Annotated in this window: 12 protein-coding genes; 11 read left to right on the forward strand and 1 reads right to left on the reverse strand. The window is 55.4% G+C overall.

Annotation, left to right across the window (positions count from 1 at the left end; genetic code table 11):
- The first annotated feature begins 1,106 nt into the window (after nucleotides 1-1,106).
- The 9 genes from ACFPQ4_RS12130 to ACFPQ4_RS12170 all read left to right on the forward strand — a co-directional run bounded on the left by ACFPQ4_RS12130 (nucleotide 1,107) and on the right by ACFPQ4_RS12170 (nucleotide 10,999).
- Nucleotides 1,107-3,176, forward strand: coding sequence for a bifunctional aldolase/short-chain dehydrogenase (locus tag ACFPQ4_RS12130; protein ID WP_378112114.1), 2,070 nt, complete (start codon nucleotides 1,107-1,109; stop codon nucleotides 3,174-3,176).
- Nucleotides 3,177-3,194: 18 nt separating this feature from the next.
- Nucleotides 3,195-3,566: a sensory rhodopsin transducer gene (locus tag ACFPQ4_RS12135; RefSeq protein WP_378112115.1), complete on the forward strand. Its 372-nt coding sequence runs from the start codon at nucleotides 3,195-3,197 to the stop codon at nucleotides 3,564-3,566.
- Between the two features lie 23 nt (nucleotides 3,567-3,589).
- Complete coding sequence (rhaA, locus tag ACFPQ4_RS12140; RefSeq protein WP_378112116.1) at nucleotides 3,590-4,858, forward strand: L-rhamnose isomerase; 1,269 nt, start codon at nucleotides 3,590-3,592, stop codon at nucleotides 4,856-4,858.
- Between the two features lie 24 nt (nucleotides 4,859-4,882).
- Entirely contained in the window at nucleotides 4,883-6,358 is a 1,476-nt protein-coding gene (locus ACFPQ4_RS12145; RefSeq protein WP_378112117.1) for a rhamnulokinase, read from the forward strand.
- Between the two features lie 42 nt (nucleotides 6,359-6,400).
- Nucleotides 6,401-7,168, forward strand: a complete 768-nt coding sequence (locus tag ACFPQ4_RS12150; protein WP_378112118.1) for a DeoR/GlpR family DNA-binding transcription regulator — start codon at nucleotides 6,401-6,403, stop codon at nucleotides 7,166-7,168.
- Nucleotides 7,169-7,267: 99 nt separating this feature from the next.
- Nucleotides 7,268-7,996, forward strand: coding sequence for a (Fe-S)-binding protein (locus ACFPQ4_RS12155; protein ID WP_378112120.1), 729 nt, complete (start codon nucleotides 7,268-7,270; stop codon nucleotides 7,994-7,996).
- Nucleotides 7,993-9,525 (forward strand): LutB/LldF family L-lactate oxidation iron-sulfur protein, encoded by a 1,533-nt coding sequence (locus ACFPQ4_RS12160; RefSeq protein ID WP_378112121.1) that lies wholly within the window; start codon nucleotides 7,993-7,995, stop codon nucleotides 9,523-9,525. Before ACFPQ4_RS12155 ends, ACFPQ4_RS12160 begins: the two co-directional genes overlap by 4 nt.
- Nucleotides 9,518-10,258, forward strand: coding sequence for a LutC/YkgG family protein (locus ACFPQ4_RS12165; protein WP_378112123.1), 741 nt, complete (start codon nucleotides 9,518-9,520; stop codon nucleotides 10,256-10,258). The genes ACFPQ4_RS12160 and ACFPQ4_RS12165 overlap by 8 nt, the downstream gene beginning before the upstream one ends.
- A 33-nt stretch (nucleotides 10,259-10,291) precedes the next feature.
- Nucleotides 10,292-10,999: a FadR/GntR family transcriptional regulator gene (locus ACFPQ4_RS12170; protein ID WP_378112125.1), complete on the forward strand. Its 708-nt coding sequence runs from the start codon at nucleotides 10,292-10,294 to the stop codon at nucleotides 10,997-10,999.
- 16 nt (nucleotides 11,000-11,015) lie between these two features.
- On the opposite strand, the gene ACFPQ4_RS12175 is transcribed toward ACFPQ4_RS12170, so the two are convergent.
- Nucleotides 11,016-11,201: a hypothetical protein gene (locus ACFPQ4_RS12175; RefSeq protein ID WP_378112126.1), complete on the reverse strand. Its 186-nt coding sequence runs from the start codon at nucleotides 11,199-11,201 to the stop codon at nucleotides 11,016-11,018.
- A 117-nt stretch (nucleotides 11,202-11,318) separates the two neighbouring features.
- Here ACFPQ4_RS12175 and ACFPQ4_RS12180 point away from each other — a divergent pair, with 117 nt between their 5' ends.
- The gene (locus ACFPQ4_RS12180) at nucleotides 11,319-13,130 is read left to right on the forward strand and encodes an ABC transporter substrate-binding protein (protein WP_378112127.1); all 1,812 of its coding nucleotides are present in this window, start codon (nucleotides 11,319-11,321) and stop codon (nucleotides 13,128-13,130) included.
- Between the two features lie 41 nt (nucleotides 13,131-13,171).
- On the forward strand, nucleotides 13,172-15,394 hold the full coding sequence (locus ACFPQ4_RS12185) for a preprotein translocase subunit SecA (protein WP_378112128.1): 2,223 nt from the start codon (nucleotides 13,172-13,174) through the stop codon (nucleotides 15,392-15,394).
- The last annotated feature ends 12 nt before the right edge of the window (nucleotides 15,395-15,406 follow it).

The raw sequence follows: 15,406 nt of genomic DNA on the forward strand, positions 1-15,406 counted from the left end.
TGAGGGAAAACCTCACGTACGGTTTGATGAGGAGGGGCTGATAATCTCAGCCCTTTACTCTAGTGCGCCAATAGTGCCGCCAAGCCGATTACCTCGGAGTAACTCGATATTATCATGCTATTGCGTGCCGCAAAACTAATTTACTCTCAGTAACTCGATAATATCGTGCTATTTCGCATCGCCAAGCCGATTACCTCGCAGTAACTCGATAATATCGTGCTCTTGCATGCTGCCAAGCCAATTTACTCGCAGTAACTAGATATTATCGTGCTATTGCGTGCCGCCAAGCTAATTTACTCTCAGTAACTCGATAATATCGTGCTATTGCATGCTGCCAAGCCGATTTCTGAGCAGTAACTCGATATTATCGTGCTATTGCGTGCTGCCAAGCCAATTTACTCGCAGTAACTCGATATAAACGTGCTATAGTGTTCCGCTAAGCCAATTCCCTCGCAGTAACTCGATATTATCGTGCTATTGTGTTCCGCTAAGCCAATTCCCTCGCAGTAACTCGATATTATCGTGCTATTGTGTTCCGCTAAGCCTATTCCCTCGCACTAACTCGATATTATCGTGCTATAGCGTGCCGCCAAGCAAATTTACTCGCAGTAACTCGATATAAACGTGCTATTGTGTTCCGCTAAGCCAATTTACTCTCAGTAACTCGATATTATCGTGCTATTGCATGCTGCCAAGCCTAATTCTGAGCAGTAACTCGAAATTATCGTGCTATAGCGTGCCGCCAAGCTAATTTACTCTCAGTAACTCGATATTATCGTGCTATTGCGTGCTTCAAAGCCAATTACCTCGCAGTAACTCGACATTATCGTGCTATTGCGTGCTGCCAAGCTAATTTACTCGCAGTAACTCGATATTATCGTGCTATTGTGTGCCGCCAAGCAAATTTACTCGCAGTAACTCGATATTATCGTGCTATTGCGTGCCGCCACTCCGATCGCATCCCGCCGAATGTGGGATTACATTTGCAAATAAACAAAAATATCTTTGTTTATGTCCGAAATACATATATTCAAACATAAACAAATATGGTATTCTACAAACAATCAGATTCCAACAAAAACTAACATTCATTCGGAGGGATTATCGTGGTACAAAGCTTATGGGAACCAGCGAAAGCAGCAGCACAACAATCCGGTCTTGATCAATTGGTCTATCGTTCGAACATTATCGGCGCGGATCGCCGCGTCTGCAACTGGGGCGGCGGCAATACGTCGAGCAAAACGTTCGTGAAGGATTTCCGCGGTCGCGACGTCGAAGTCATGTACGTGAAAGGTAGCGGCTCCGATCTGGCGTCGATGAAAGCAAGCAATTTCACGGGCCTTCGCATGGACGATATTCGTCCGTTGTTCGAGAAACCCGAGATGTCCGACGAGGATATGGTCGCTTATCTCGCGAACTGCATGATCGACGCGAAGCACCCGCGCGCCTCGATCGAGACGTTGCTGCATGCGTTCCTGCCGTTCAAACACGTGGACCATACTCATCCGGACGCGATCATCAGCTTGTGCTGCGCGGATAACGGCAAAGCGCTGGCGCGCGAAATTTTCGGAGATCGGTTCGTATGGGTTCCTTACATTCGCCCAGGCTTCACGCTGTCGAAGATGATCGCGGAAGGCGTGCTGAGCAACCCGAAAGCCGAGCTCGTGCTCATGGAGAAACACGGTCTAGTAACGTGGGGCGAAACGTCCGAACAAGCGTACGCTCAGACGATCAAAATCATCAGCGAAGCCGAAGCTTTTATCGAAGCTCGCGTTAACGAAGCCAAGCTGTTCGGCGGACAGAAGCATGCGGCATTGCCTGCCGACGTTCGCAGAAGCATCGTCTCACAAGTGATGCCGACGCTCCGCGGCGCGGTTAGCGACGCCAAGAAAATGATCCTGTCGTTCGACGACGCGGACGACGTGCTGCAATTCGTAGGCGGTCAAAACTCCGCTAAGTTGTCCCAAGTCGGCGCAGCGTGCCCGGATCATCTCGTCCACACGAAAGTCGTTCCGTTGTTCATCGATTGGACGCCGAACGCGGACGACGTAGAAGGACTTAAAGCGAAGCTGAAAGAAGGCGTCGCAGCGTATAAAGAAAACTATAAAGCCTACTTCGAGCGCAACAAAAACGAAGGCGACGTCATGTTCGAAGCCGCGCCTCGCGTCATCTTGATTCCGGGCGTCGGTATGATCAACACGGGCAAGAGCTGGGCGATGTCCCAAGTTAGCGGCGCCCTGTACCACCGCGCGATCGCAGTAATGCGCGGCGCAACGGCGCTCGGCGAATTCGTCTCGCTTAGCGAGAACGAATCGTACAACGTCGAATACTGGCCGCTCGAGCTTTATAAGCTGTCGTTAGCTCCGGCCGAAGCCGAATTCAGCCGCAAAGTCGCTTTCATTACCGGCGGCGCCGGCGGCATCGGAAGCGAAACGGCACGCCGTCTCGTATCGGATGGCGCGCACGTCGTGCTGGCTGATCTCAACCTCGAAGGCGCTCAAAAAGTCGCCGACGAAATCAACGCCAAATACGGCGAAAACCGCGCGATTGCGGTGAAAATGGACGTAACGAGCGAAGAAGCCGTTCAAGCGGCTTATGCAGAAACGGCCGTTATCTACGGCGGCGTCGACATCATCATCAACAACGCAGGTCTTGCTACTTCTAGCCCGTTCGACGAAACGTCGCTGCGCGAATGGAACCTTAACATGAGCGTGCTCGGCACCGGTTACTTCCTCGTAGCCCGCGAAGCGTTCAAGCTGATGAAGGCGCAAGCGATCGGCGGCAACATGGTGTTCATTGGCTCCAAAAACTCGGTTTACGCCGGCAAGAACGCTTCCGCATACAGCGCGGCGAAAGCGATGGAAGCGCATCTGGCCCGCTGCATCGCGGCCGAAGGCGGCGAATACGGCATTCGCGTCAACACGGTGTTGCCGGACGCGATCCTGCAAGGCTCGGCGATCTGGAACGGAAGCTGGCGCAATGAGCGCGCGGCGGCGTACGGCATCGAGCCGGACCAATTGGAAGAATACTACCGCAAACGCACGACGTTGCTCGTTAATATTTTCCCAAGAGACATCGCGGAAGGTATTGCGTTCTTCGCCTCTTCGAAAGCTGACAAAACGACCGGCTGCATGATGACGATCGACGGCGGCGTACCGGCCGCGTTCACGCGCTAATAGGAGGGGACGGTCGCTATGCACAAACCTCGCGGACATAAGATCTGGTACATTCCGGACGGCTATATTCCGGCGACGAGCGCAGGTTCGCTCACGAGTCACGAATCGATCTGCGTGCTTAATTGCGGGGCGGAGGATGCGCTCTTGCGCATAACGATTTACTTCGAGGACCGCGAACCGCTAGAGGACATCATGGTCGTCGTGCAAGGCAGAAGAACGAAGCACATCCGCACGGCCTCGTTGCATAAGGAAGGCCAGTCGATTCCGGTCAACGTTCCGTACGCGATCGAAGTGCAAAGCGACGTACCCGTTATCATTCAATACAGCCGATTAGACGCGACGCAGGCGGAGAACGCCCTCATGTCCGTCATCGCTTATCCGATTCAGTAGACCGAACACGGGGGGTAAGTACAATGCCATACGAAGAGCAAGTTAAAGCGAATTATGAAGCGGCGAAAGCTCAATATGCGAAGCACGGCATCGATGTTGACCAAGCGCTGGCCAGGCTGGCGCAAGTTAAAATCTCGATGCATTGCTGGCAGGGCGACGACGTACGCGGATTTTTGAACCGGGGACAAGAATTGACCGGCGGCATTTCCGTCACCGGCAACTATCCAGGCGCGGCGCGTACGCCGGATGAGCTGAGAGCGGATTTGGAGAAGGCGTTCTCGCTCATCCCCGGCAGCCATAAAGTAAACCTTCACGCGATCTACGCCGATACGGACGAAGTCGTGGAAATCGATCGGCTCGAGCCGAAGCATTTCGACAGATGGGTGCAATGGGCGAAGGAGCAGGGACTCGGTCTCGACTTCAACCCGACGTGCTTCTCGCACGAGAAGTCCAAAGACGGATTAACGCTCAGCCATCCCGACGCCGAAATCCGCGACTTCTGGATCAAGCATTGCCAAGCGTCCCGCCGTATCGGCGCGTACTTTGGCGAGCAGCTCGGCCAGACGTGCGTGACGAACGTCTGGGTTCCCGACGGTTACAAAGACATTCCAGCGGATCGTCTAGGTCCAAGACAGCGTTTGAAAGCTTCGCTCGACGAAGTTTTTTCGGAACAGCTAAATCCTGCGCATAACCTGGACGCGGTCGAGAGTAAGCTGTTCGGAATCGGCTCGGAAGCATACGTCGTAGGTTCGCACGAGTTCTACATGGGCTACGGCCTCCAGAACGACAAGCTGATCTGCCTCGACGCCGGTCACTTCCATCCGACGGAAGTCATCTCGAACAAATTGTCCGCGCTATCGCTATTCACTAGCGGTATTCTGCTGCATGTCAGCCGCCCGATGCGTTGGGACAGCGACCACGTCGTCATTCTCGACGACGAGCTGCTCGAAATCGGCAAAGAGCTCGTGCGCGGAAATTTGCTGGACATTACGCACATCGGCCTTGATTTCTTCGACGCTAGCATTAACCGCGTAGCGGCATGGGTCATCGGTACTCGCAATACGATTAAGGCGCTGCTGCGCGCGATGCTGGAGCCGGTCGAAGCGCTTAAGCAAGCGGAGATTACGGGCGATTACACGACGCGACTCGCGCTTACCGAAGAATTCAAATCGTATCCTTTCGGCGCGGTATGGGACTATTATTGCGCATCGCAAGGCGTACCTGTCCGCGAGGAATGGCTGACCGAAGTGAAAGCCTACGAGCGGGACGTATTGGCGCTTCGCGGCAACTAACCAACAGGCTGGAGGGGGATGCACGTGTCGGGCATTATCGCATTCGACCTGGGGGCGAGCAGCGGCAGGGCGTTGCTCGGCCGCCTGAACGGCGGCAAGATCGAAGTCGAAGAACTCCATCGCTTCCCCAACGATCCCGTGCAGGTGGGCGACCGCCTGCATTGGGATATTTTGCGACTGTATCACGAAATCAAGCAGGGGCTGCTGAAGGCGAAGCATCTAGGCGTAACGCCGGCTAGCATAGGCATCGATTCATGGGCCGTCGATTTTGGCTTGATCGGCCGCAACGGCGAATTGATCGCCAATCCGTACCATTACCGGGATAGACATACCGAAGGCGCGATGGAGAGTTTGCTGGCGAAAGTGCCCGCGAGCGTTATTTTCGGACGGACCGGCATCCAGTTTTTATCCTTTAATACGATATTTCAGTTGTACGCGATGAAGGAAGCGCATGCGCCGCAGCTCAAAGAAGGAAGCCGGTTGCTCATGATCCCCGATCTGCTCCGCTACTTCTTGACCGGGCATATGCACAACGAATTCACGAACGCAACGACGACGCAGCTATACAATCCGATCGACGGACGGTGGGATCCGGAGCTGCTTAAGCAATTGGATTTACCGGCATCGTGGTTCGGAGACCCGCTGAAGCCCGGCGATCAAGCCGGCGTGTTGCGCGCTTCCGTCTGCGAGGAGCTCGGCATTCCGCCCATTCCCGTGTGCGCGGTAGCGGAGCATGATACGGGCTCGGCGGTCGTGGCCGTACCTGCAACGGATCGCGCGTTCGCGTACTTAAGCTGCGGCACTTGGTCCCTTATGGGCACGGAAGTAGACAAGCCGGTCATTAACGAGACGGCGCAAAAGCTTAATTTTACGAACGAAGGCGGCGCTTACGGCACTTACCGGCTGCTCAAAAACATTATGGGCTTGTGGATTTTGCAAGAGTGCAGACGGGAATGGGAACGGGAAGGCCACTCCTATTCGTTCGCGGAGCTCGTGAAGCTAGCCGAACAAGCGGAAGCTTTCGAGTCGTTCATCGAGCCGGATGACGCGACTTTCCTAGCGCCCGGGAACATGCCTTCGCGGATCGAGAACTATTGCAGAAGCACGGGGCAGCGACCTCCGACTACGCACGGACAAATTGTAAGGTGCATTATGGAAAGTCTCGCGTTAAAATATCGGTATGTGCTAGAAATGACGGAGCGTCTGTCGGGACACAAGTTCGGCGGGCTGCATATGGTTGGCGGAGGTATTCAAAACACGCTGCTATGCCAATGGACGGCGAACGCGATCGGCAAACCGGTATGGGCAGGACCCGCCGAAGGAAGCGCGATCGGCAACCTTGCGGTGCAATGGATCGCGCAGGGCGTTTTCTCGGATATTTGGGAAGCCCGCCGGGCGATCAGGGATTCTTTCCCGATCACGACGTACGAACCGGAAGAAGGGCAAGCTTGGAGCGAGGCGTACGGAAGATTTACCGTGCTTACTAAGCTGTCACAATAAATCGCGGCATCCCGTTATCGGCGTCGCGGAAAGAGGGAACAGATGCTAGTCGCCGAACGCTATGAGAGGATCGTCGGGTTGGTCAACGAGAGAGGCAGCATTCGAGTGTCCGAGCTGAGCGAGCTGTGCCAAGTGACGGAGGAGACGATCCGCCGCGACTTGGACCGGCTGGAGCAAGGCGGACGTCTTCGCCGATCCCATGGCGGGGCGGTTAGCATCAAGGACAGTCAGCACCAGCACGCGGAAATTCCGTATTCGGAACGGGAGATTACCCACGCGGAGGAGAAGCGTCGTATCGCCCAGGAAGCGATCAAGCGGATCGCTCCGAACGAGCGAATATTGCTCGACGCCAGTACGACCGCTTGGTATATGGCGGGAGACGTGCCAGACATACAGCTGACCGTGCTGACGAACTCGATCAAAGTAGCGACCGAGCTAAGCGGCAAGGAGAAGATCGAGGTTATCGCAACCGGCGGCATCGTCGCGCAGCGCTCGCTCTCGTTCGTCGGACCGCTGGCGGAGCGTTCGCTGGACGCTTATTACGTCGACAAAGTGTTCCTTTCTTGCAAAGGCGTACACTTGGAACGCGGAATCAGCGAATCGAACGAGCTGCAAGCCCGCATCAAGGAGAAAATGATCGGCCGCGCGGAAGAGGTCATCCTGCTCGCGGATTCCAGCAAGTTCGGCGTTCAAGCGTTCACGCACGTCGCCGATCTCGATAAGGTGGACGTCATCATCACCGACCGCAAAATTGCTAAAGAAACGGTAGAGCGACTCGAAGCGCGCGGCATTAAAGTCGTTATTGCTTAAAATAGGTATCCCCGTCTATTCGCAAACGACGGGGATATTGTACAATTAACTTGTCTGACAACCTGACAGAAAAAGATCAAGGTGAGGTGTGGCGTCCCTATGAAAGTGAGCTTATTCATTACTTGTCTGAGCGATGCGCTTTACCCGCGCGTCGGGGAAGCGATCGTCCGATTGCTAGCTAAGCATGGCGTTAAGGTCGAGTTTCCGCCTGTGCAGACGTGCTGCGGACAGCCCGCTTTCAACAGCGGATACTGGAACGAAGCGCGCGCTACCGCGAAAACGATCGTAGAAGCTTTCGAGGACAGCGACTTCGTTATTTCGCCGTCAGGCTCTTGTACCGGCATGATTCACCATTATCCGAAGCTGTTCGAGAACGATCCGGTCATGCACGCGAAGGCGATCGGACTGCAAAGAAAATCGTACGAATTTACGCAATTTCTCGTAAACGTGCTCGGCGTCACCGACGTAGGAGCGCATTTTCCGTATAAAGTTACTTACCATCCCTCCTGCCACGGAAGCCGGTTGCTCGGCGTGAAAAACGAGCCGCTCGCGTTAATGGAAAACGTGCAAGGACTCGAGTTCGTACCGCTTCCTTTCGCGGAAGATTGCTGCGGGTTCGGAGGTACGTTCGCGGTGAAGATGGCGGACATTTCCGGTGCTATGGTATCGGAGAAAGCCGACCACGTGAAGGAGACGGAAGCGCAAGTGCTCGTCGGGCTTGATTTGGCTTGCTTGATGAACATCGCGGGCAATTTGCGTTATCGTGGAGAGCCGGTACGGGTCATGCATCTGGCCGAACTGTTGTACGAAGGGGTGACGCAAGCGTGAGCGGACAAAATCATGGACACGGAGCATCTCCGGCAACGGTAAAAGAAAGAGCGGATTTGGCGCTTAACGACGAGTTTTTGCGCAAAGCCGTCAAGTTTACGACGGAACGCCTTCGCAACGGGAAAATAAACGCCGCGGCGGATCACGGCAACTGGGACGATTGGCGGGAACGCGGACGTCAAATCCGATTGCATACGATCGCCCATCTCGACTACTATTTGAACCTGTTCGCGGACAATGCCCGGGCGAACGGGGTACACGTGCATTTTGCCGACACGGCGGCGGAGGCGGTTAAGTTGTCTCTCGACATCGCCCAGCGGAGGCAAGCGAAGACGGTCGTGAAGTCGAAGTCGATGGTGACGGAAGAGCTCCATCTCAACCATGCGCTGTCGACGATCGGCGTCGAGGCGATCGAAACCGACCTCGGCGAATACATCATCCAATTGGCTAACGAGACGCCATCGCACATTATTATTCCGGCGATTCACAAGAATCGGTATCAGATCGCAGACTTGCTGTCGAAGGAAGCCGGAGAGACGCTCGCGCCGGATACGTCGATATTGGCGGGTTTCGTGCGCAAGAAGCTGCGCGAGAAGTTTTTGGAGGCGGACATCGGCATGACCGGTTGCAACTTCGCCATTGCGGAGACCGGCTCGATGGTGCTGTTCGAGAACGAAGGCAACGCGCGCATGGTAACGACCGTTCCGAAGACGCAAATTACGCTTATGGGCATGGAGCGGATAATTCCGTCATGGTCCGACCTCGAGGTTATGGCGACGCTATTGCCGCGTTCGGCGACGGGTCAGAAGCTGACCGTGTACATGTCCGGCATTACGGGACCTAAGCGGACGGAAGACGCGGACGGACCGGAAGAGATGCACATCATCATCGTCGATAACGGACGTTCGCTACAGCTTGGCGATCCGGAGTTCCAGGAGCTGCTGAACTGCATTCGCTGCGGCGCTTGCTTGAACGCTTGTCCGGTGTACCGTCATATCGGCGGACATGCGTACGGGGGCACGTACAGCGGCCCGATCGGCGCGGTGCTTACGCCTGCGCTTCAGAAAAACATCGCCGAGTGGGACGATATCGCGAACGCGTCGAGCTTATGCGGCGCCTGCTATGAGGCTTGTCCGGTTAAAATTCCGCTTCACGACATGCTCATCTATCTTCGCCGCCGCAAAGTCGAGCAAGGCCACGGGAACAAGCTCGAAGCGCTCGGCATGAAAGGCTTCGCGACGATCATGGCCAAGTCTGGCCGCTTCAAGACGGTGCTCAAGCTAGGAAAGCTCGGACAGAAGCTCGTTGCCCGCAACGGTGAAATCCGGCTGAAGGTCGGACCGTTGAAAGGCTGGAATTCGTACCGGATAACGCCAAGCTTGCCGAAGCAATCGTTCCGCGACAAGTGGAAGACGCTGGAGGCGGAAATTCGCGGCGGATTGGAAGAGCTGGATCCGTCCGCGAAAGCACGGATGGAGGCGCTCGTGAAAGAGCGCGAGCATGGTGGAGGAGGACACGGACATGGCTGATCACACGCAAACGCAGGCTCATAAGGACTGGCTCGCGCAGTTGGGGGAAGCCTCGCGGGCGAAGCAGAAGACGTTTATAGACGGCATCTCCGCCAAGCTGAGAAGACCGCGCGAGCTTTCTCCTCCGCAGCATCCGTATCGGGGCGCGCCGGATTTTTGGCGGGCGTTCGAGTGGACGGAGCAGGAGCGGATCGAGCATTTTACGGCCAACTTCAAGAGCGCGGGTGGTCACGTCCTAAGGCTAGCCGACATGGACGAAGCCAAACGGTTTATCGCCGATAAGGCGGCCGAGCTGAGCGCGAAATACGTCGTTCGGCAAAATCAGCCTGAACTAAACGCGCTGGATCTGGAAGGCGCGTTGCCGGAAGCGCAAGTATCCGTATGGAACAGCGACCCCGAGGAGCAATGGAAAGCGCGTGCCGCAGAAGCCGACTTCGGCGTCGTCGTCGCGGACTATGCCGCGGCGTACACCGGCTCGATTACCGTCCTGTCTTCTAAAGATAAAGGAAGATCCGTGAGCCTGCTTCCGACCGTATTGATGGCGATTATACCGCTTGAGCGGTTGAAGACGCGTCTAGGCGAAATCTTAATTCATTTCGACGAAGCCGGAAGAGAGCAGCTGCCTGCGGGCATCCATTTCATCTCCGGGCCAAGCCGGTCTGCGGATATCGAGAACGATTTGACGATCGGTGTTCACGGACCGGGCGTCGTCTATGCGCTTATCGTCGGTTAAGAGAAAGCTTGCGCGAAAGGGGCGATGGAGCCTATGGAAGTAACCCGCTTAACGAAAAAAAACCATTACGAGGAAATCGCCTCGCAGCTTCGGCGTCTTATCGCAGACGGCAAGCTCAACGTCGGCGATTCGCTTCCTTCCACGAAGGCGATGTCCGAGCAGTTCGGCGTCGGACGCTCGACGATGCGCGAAGCGCTAAGCGCGCTGAAAGCGATGGGGCTTATCGAAATCAGGCAGGGCGGCGGCTGCAAAGTGATACGAAGCACCCCCGATAGCACGGGGATACCCGAGCTGCAATCGCTGCGCATGAACCGAGAGACGTTGATCGAGCTGCTCGAAGCGAGGCAAGCGCTCGAGGTTGCGAACGCGTCGATCGCCGCTGCTAAGCGAACGGACGAGGATGTTGCGGCCTTTCAAGCGCTCATTGTCGAGATGGAGCGTTCGGTCGGCATCGAATCCGAAGGAGAGCGAACCGACGTCTTGTTCCACCGTCTGCTGGCGCAATCGACTCATAACGCGATCATGGTACAACTGTTCGAATCGATCGCCGGTCAGCTGGAGAGAGCGATCCGCGACGTGCGGCGCGTCGAAATTTATGCAAACCGTGCGGTATCGGGGCAGCTCCTGGGCGAGCATTCCGCGCTGTACGAGGCGATCGCCGCGGGCGACGCCGAACTCGCCGGCGCTCGCATGCGAGAGCATCTTCAACACGTCGAAAGTATTTTGATGAAATACGTTTAGAAGATCTAGCGCCGACTTACAGTCCGATTTTACGCAGCAGGCTTCTAATGTTTCCGAACGCAACGCTTGCCAATGGCTTGCGCTTGGCGTCAGTCGAGGAAGGGAGAGTATCCCTTCCTTTTTGATTTTCCTCCAACAGTGTTTCCACCTCGGCGCGACGGGTTTCTACCAACACTTCGTAATCTCTTGCGTTCGGCAACATACAACTTCCTCCTTGCGGCGATTAATGATTCCCATTATGCTTTTGGTAAAAGGGGAATAAAAGGGTATTTGTAAATGTTGGATCTTCCCCTTTTAGGATTCCCAGAGGGGGTTAGCCATGCTAGCGACGGCCGAAAGATATTTAGTGATATTAAATACATACGGGATCCATCATAGGAAAAGCGATACCATTGAGGTCACGATCGACCAGTTGGCGTCGGCTTGGTATTGTACGACTCGTAACGCGAAAATGATTGTGCGCAGGCTGATTGCCGAAGAAATGATCGAATGGCAGGCGGGAAGAGGGCGTGGTAACCGCTCGCATCTTGTGCTGCTCGCGGAACGAGACGACGTGCTGCTGGCGTGCGCACAAGAGTTCGCGGATCGCGGGGAATATAAAGCGGCGTTCGAATGGCTGGAACAATACGGCCAGCATAGCCCAGCCAAAGAGAAGTTCGTCGCATGGCTGAGCGAGCATTTTGGTTACGGGACCGAGCAAAAGGCTGGCGAACGGGAGACCGACGTGCTGAGATTTCCAGTGAACAGGTCGATCGTATCTCTCGACCCGGCCGATCTTCATCTTTCGTTCGACGCCCATATGATCCGCCAATTGTTCGATAGGCTCGTGCAATACGATACGGCCTCGGATAAAATCGTTCCTTGCTTGGCGCATGCATGGAAACGGAACGAGGACGCCACGGAATGGACGTTCCATCTGCGCAAGGGGATCCGATTCCATAACGGACGCGAGGTTGTTTCGGACGACGTGCGCTTTACGTTCGAGCGGCTTCGCGCAAGCAAGTCTCACGGGTGGCTTATGCGGGAGCTGAAGGAGATCGTCTGTGAAGGACCGCGATCGGTGCGGATCCGGCTGAACAAGCCCAATAAAATATTTTTACGATTTACCGGGTATGCCGCCGCATCGATATTGCCGCGCGAGCTCGTAGCAACGGACGAAGAACGATTTTGGAAGCAGCCTGTCGGCAGCGGGCCGTTTCGCTTCGTCAGCTGGACGGAAGATCGGTTCGAAATGATCGCGAATACCGATTATCATCTTGGCCGGGCACACTTAGACCGCGTCGTTATCGCCTTTTTGCCCGAGCGGGAAACGATGACGGCCGCGTTAAGCGCGGATTGGACCCAACAGCTTAACAGCTATACGCTGGACCCAAGACTGCCGCAATCGGGCTGGAAAGTCGTCGAGCGATTGTGCGGCGGTTGCATGCTGCTGACGTGGAACGCGGCAAAGTCGGGTCCGCAACGCTCCCAAGCTTTTCGCACCGCGATGGCGCGTATTATAGATCGCGCGTCGCTGGTACGTGAATTCGGGGAAAAAAGGTTCCACCCGGCCAGCGGCTTCCATTCCGAGAACAGTCCGGCGTTGGACGAGGCCGACGAATTGCCGGGAGTTGAAGAGAGGCTGCTTGCCGAAGCCCATTACGATGGGGAGCCGCTCACTTTGGCGACGTTCTCCAACAATGCGCATGAAGCGGAATGGATCCAGCGGAGATGCGAGCGATTCGGCGTAAGGGTCAACCTCAACTTCGTACGGCTGGAGGAAATCAAAGACGAACGCATGCACGCGAACGCCGATTGTATTCTATGCAACGTAACGATGGCGGAAGACGAAGTTTGCGAAATAGAAAATTATGAACAAGCGAACAATTTTTTGAAGGCGCATCTTCCCTTGGACGTACAGGAGTGGATCCACCAGCAAATCGACTCGTTGCTCGCTTGCGAGGATCATACGGCGAGAAGAGCGTACTTGGCGAACATCGAAATGCGCTTGCGGTTGGAGCAGCACGTGTTGTTCCTTTGGCACAAGAAAATCAGCACTTACGTGCATCCCGACGTCAAGGGCGCCCGGCTGAACGCGCTCGGTTGGATGGATTTCAAACAAATTTGGCTGAACGTCTCGGCTAGTCTATAATCTAACTATCATTCCTGCACGACGAGAGAGGACAATCCGCTATGAATATCGCGCTTAAATTCGTTCAGAAGGTCAAAGATAAGTTCTCTCTAAATAAACTTAAGCCTTATCAAGACAAGCTGGCGGACATCCGCCGCTTTAACGTCGCCGACTGGAGCGACGATAAGCTCAAAGCCAGATCCCAGCAGCTCCGACAACAAGCGAGCAACGACGTGGATCTCGAAACGCTGTTGGTCGAAGCTTTCGCGATCGCTTGCGAGGCGGCCTCGCGGACGCTCGGATTGAAGCCTTACGACGTACAGATTTTGGCGGGACTCGCCTTGCACGATAGACAATTGGTCGAGATGCAGACCGGCGAAGGGAAGACGCTTGCGGCTGTATTGCCGGCTTATTTGAACGCTTTGCAAGGACGCGGCGTGCATGTGTTGACGTTTAACGATTATTTGGCCGAGCGCGACGCCACGTGGATGGGTCCGATCTACGAGTATCTCGGGCTTACGGTCGGAGCGGTGACCGCCGGCATGAGCCTGGCGGACAAACAGCGCGCGTACGGCGCGGACATTACTTACGTGACCGCAAAGGAAGCCGGGTTCGACTACTTGCGGGACGCGATTCGCATGGATGCAAGCGAAATCGTACTGCGTCCGTTCCACTATACGATCGTGGACGAAGCGGATTCGCTCTTGATCGACGAAGCGAGAGTTCCGCTCGTTATCGCGGGAGCGATGCCGAGCAGCGGCAACGACGGCTCGCGCATGGCGGAGCTCGCCCGCAAGCTTAAGCATGGCGAGCATTACGACTTCGATGAGCATAAGCGCAACGTATACTTGACCGACGCAGGCGTTGCGGAAGCCGAAGCCGCGCTGCGCTGCGACAACTTGTACGACTCGCTGAACAGCGGATTATTAACGTCGTTAAATTGCGCGCTCCATGCCGAGGTTCTCGTCAAACGCGATGTTGATTACATCATTCGCGACGGTAAGCTCGAATTAATCGATCCGTTTACGGGACGCATCGCGGAAAACCGGCACTGGCCGGACGGCATACAAGACGCCGTCGAAGCGAAGGAAGGATTGCAGTCGAAGACGAGCGGCAAAATTCTCGGCACGATAACGCTGCAGCACTTGCTCAGCTTATATCCGAAAATAAGCGGCATGACCGCGACGGCTCAAGCTTCCGCGGACGAGTTCAAAGATACATACGAGCTTAGCGTCGTTACGATCCCGCCGAACCGTCCGTGCGTGCGAATCGATCATCCGTCGCTGTTGTTCACCGACAAAGATGCCAAGCTTCGCGCGCTCGTGAAAGATATCGTATCTGTGCATGCTACGGGCAGGCCGATCTTGATCGGCACGTCCAGTGTAGAGGAGTCCGACGCGCTAGCCGAAGCGTTGTCCGTGGCATCGGTGCCGTGCAACGTCTTGAACGCCAAGAACGACGCGGAAGAAGCGGCGATCATAGCGAAATCGGGCAGATTGAACGCGGTCACCGTCTCCACGAACATGGCGGGACGCGGCGTCGACATTCGTCTGGGCGGCGGCGATCCCGCGCAAGCGGAAGCGGTAGCCAAGCTCGGAGGTTTGTATGTCATCGGCACGCACATGAACGAAAGCTTACGGATCGACAATCAGCTTCGCGGAAGAGCGGGGCGTCAAGGCGATCCTGGCTCGTCGCGGTTTTACGTCAGCTTGGCGGACGAATTGATCGTGCGTTACGGGACGGAGAAGGCAATTCCGTCCTCATTCCGGGCGTCGAAACAAGACGAGCCTTTAGCGGAAACCGCGCTGCACAAAGGGCTCGATCATATCCAACGCATCGTCATGGGACAAAATTTCGACATCCGCAGAGAACTGAACCGTTACTCCGACATGGTCGAAGAGCAGCGGCAAATCATGTTCGCCGAGCGTACGTCGATCTTGAACGGCGAAATTCCGCTAAGTCCCGCGGAAAGAAGAGTTCGGTTATTTTACACCGATCGCGCTTGGGCCGACCATCTCGCTTACATTAGCTACATTCGCGAGGCGATCCATCTGGAAAGCTTGGCCAATCGCAGCCCGCTAGACGAGTTCCATATGCGGATCATCCAAGCGTTCGAGCAGCTGCCGGACAAGATCGAGAGGGAGACCTCGAATTTCCTCGCCAAGCTGGACAAGACGAAAGACGATCATGATTGGGAGAAGCTTGGCCTTCAGGGACCGGCTTCGACTTGGACGTATATTATGAACGATCAGTACATTCAGAAACAGGTCAACATTTTCGCCTAGTCCAGATTTCGC

This window comes from Cohnella yongneupensis (genome assembly GCF_042655785.1).
GTDB classification, from domain to species: Bacteria; Bacillota; Bacilli; order Paenibacillales; family Paenibacillaceae; genus Cohnella; species Cohnella yongneupensis.

Coding starts and splice junctions, on each gene's coding strand:
- ACFPQ4_RS12135 (WP_378112115.1), top strand. CDS start 3,195: ATGCACAAACCTCGCGGACATAAGATCTGGTACATTCCGGACGGCTAT.
- rhaA (WP_378112116.1), top strand. CDS start 3,590: ATGCCATACGAAGAGCAAGTTAAAGCGAATTATGAAGCGGCGAAAGCT.
- ACFPQ4_RS12150 (WP_378112118.1), top strand. CDS start 6,401: ATGCTAGTCGCCGAACGCTATGAGAGGATCGTCGGGTTGGTCAACGAG.
- ACFPQ4_RS12155 (WP_378112120.1), top strand. CDS start 7,268: ATGAAAGTGAGCTTATTCATTACTTGTCTGAGCGATGCGCTTTACCCG.
- ACFPQ4_RS12165 (WP_378112123.1), top strand. CDS start 9,518: ATGGCTGATCACACGCAAACGCAGGCTCATAAGGACTGGCTCGCGCAG.
- ACFPQ4_RS12170 (WP_378112125.1), top strand. CDS start 10,292: ATGGAAGTAACCCGCTTAACGAAAAAAAACCATTACGAGGAAATCGCC.
- ACFPQ4_RS12175 (WP_378112126.1), bottom strand. CDS start 11,201: ATGTTGCCGAACGCAAGAGATTACGAAGTGTTGGTAGAAACCCGTCGC.
- ACFPQ4_RS12180 (WP_378112127.1), top strand. CDS start 11,319: ATGCTAGCGACGGCCGAAAGATATTTAGTGATATTAAATACATACGGG.
- ACFPQ4_RS12185 (WP_378112128.1), top strand. CDS start 13,172: ATGAATATCGCGCTTAAATTCGTTCAGAAGGTCAAAGATAAGTTCTCT.